Source organism: Actinokineospora sp. (assembly GCF_050699995.1).
Classification (GTDB): domain Bacteria; phylum Actinomycetota; class Actinomycetes; order Mycobacteriales; family Pseudonocardiaceae; genus Actinokineospora.
In genome coordinates this window covers 1-1,971 of sequence record NZ_JBOHGC010000237.1, presented here as the reverse complement: position 1 = coordinate 1,971, position 1,971 = coordinate 1, and the positions used below count along the sequence as shown (strand labels likewise).

Below are 1,971 nucleotides of genomic sequence, written 5' to 3'. Positions count from 1 at the left end.
GCCAGGTACAAGGTGTGGGTGCGCGGCTACGGCCTCGTCGATTCACCCAAGGTCGACGGCGCGCCCGGCCAGCAACTGAATCTTCGCGCCGTCCCCGCGCCGGATGCGGCCGCGGCGGCGCGATACTACCCGGCGATCTACTGGTATTCGATGCTCAGGATCCCGGAGGCGAGCCAGTTCGGCGGCACGAGCAACATCCCCGCGAATGTCACCCAGAGCGACTGGCTCACCGTGATGAAGAACCGGGCCTGCGTCGGCTGCCATCAGCTCGGCCAGCTCTCCACCCGCACGATCCCCGCGGCGCTCGGCGAGTTCCCGTCATCGGAAGCGGCGTGGATCCGCCGCGTGCAGTCGGGCCAGGCCGGGAACTTCATGCTGAACCCGCTCACCGGGCCCCTCGGCGGCGCGCCGTTCAAGTACTTCGGCGACTGGACCGACCGCATCGCCAAGGGCGAGCTGCCGCATAGCAAGCCGACGCGGCCCCAGGGCGTCGAGCGCAATATCGTCGTCACCACGTGGGAGTGGGGGGACCCGAAGAAATACCTCCACGACCTCATCGCCTCGGATCGGCGCTATCCGACGGTCAATGCCTACGGCCGGCTCTACGGCTCGCCCGAATACGCTACGGACGCCTACCCGATCCTCGATCCCAAGACGCACACCGTCACGACCTTCACCGCTCCCGTGCGCGACGCCGACACACCGGAGGCGCTCGGACCCGGACACGCCGCGCTCGCCAAGCCGATGGCGCCGTCGCCCTACTGGGGCGAGGAGAAGATCTGGGACACCAAGGCCAACAACCACAACGGCATGTTCGACAAGAAGGGACGGGTCTGGTTCGCGGCGACGGTGCGCGGCCCCAAGAACCCGGACTTCTGCCAGAAGGGCTCCGACCATCCCTCGGCCAAGCTGTTCCCGGTGGCGCAAGCGAACCGTCACCTCACGATGCTCGATCCCAAGACGATGAAGTACACGTTCGTCGACACCTGCTTCCAGACGCACCACCTGCAGTTCGGCTACGACGCCAACGACACGCTGTGGACCAGCGGCGGCGGCCCGGTGGTCGGCTGGGTCAACAGCAAGATGTTCGACGAGACGGGCGACGCGGCCAAGTCGCAAGGGTGGACGGCGTTCGTCCTCGACACCAATGGTAACGGCAAGCGCGACGACTACGTCGAGCCCGACCAGCCGATCGATCCGGCCAAGGACAAGCGCATCGGCGGAGGCTTCTATGCCGTGATGCCGAGCCCCGTCGACGGGTCGATCTGGGGATCCGTCGGGGTCTTTGGCGGCACCGCGGCGGTGGTGCGGCTCTTTCCGGGGCCGAACCCGCCGGCGACCGCGCTCGCGGAGGTCTACAACGTGCCCAAGCCCGGGTTCGGTATTCGGGGTGCCGATATCGACAAGCAGGGCGTCGTGTGGGCGTCACTCGGGAGCGGGCACATCGGCAGCTTCGACCGGCGCAAGTGCAAGGGGCCGCTCAACGGGCCGAAGGCCACCGGCGATCACTGCCCGGAGGGCTGGACCTTCCGCCAGTACCCCGGCCCCGGCTTCCTGGGCATCGGGGAGAACAGCGCCGAGTCGAGCTACTACACCTGGGTCGACCAGCACAACACGTTCGGGCTCGGTCAGGACGTGCCGATGTCGACGGCGAACCTCAACGACGGCCTGGTCGCGCTCAAGGACGGCAAGATGATCCTGCTGCGCGTTCCGTACCCGTTGGGCTTCTACGCCAAGGGGTTCGACGGGCGCATCGACGACCCGAACGCCGGCTGGAAGGGCCGAGGGTTGTGGACGACCAGCGGGGACCGGACGCCATGGCTCATGGAAGGCGGCAAGGGAAAGAAGCCCGTCGTCGTGCACTTCCAGCTGCGCCCCGATCCGCTCGCGCACTGATCGCAGCAGCAAAGGCTGAAGGCACCGTGGGGGCAGCGCGTGCCGCTGCCCCCGTGGTGTCGTCAGCTTCTCTTG

At 67.7% G+C, this 1,971-nt stretch carries 1 protein-coding gene; it reads left to right on the top strand.

Annotation, left to right across the window (positions count from 1 at the left end; genetic code table 11):
• Positions 1–1,896 (top strand): hypothetical protein (locus ACRDSQ_RS12670; protein ID WP_431421158.1); only part of this gene is annotated, 1,896 nt, incomplete at its 5' end.
• Between the last annotated feature and the right edge of the window lie 75 nt (positions 1,897–1,971).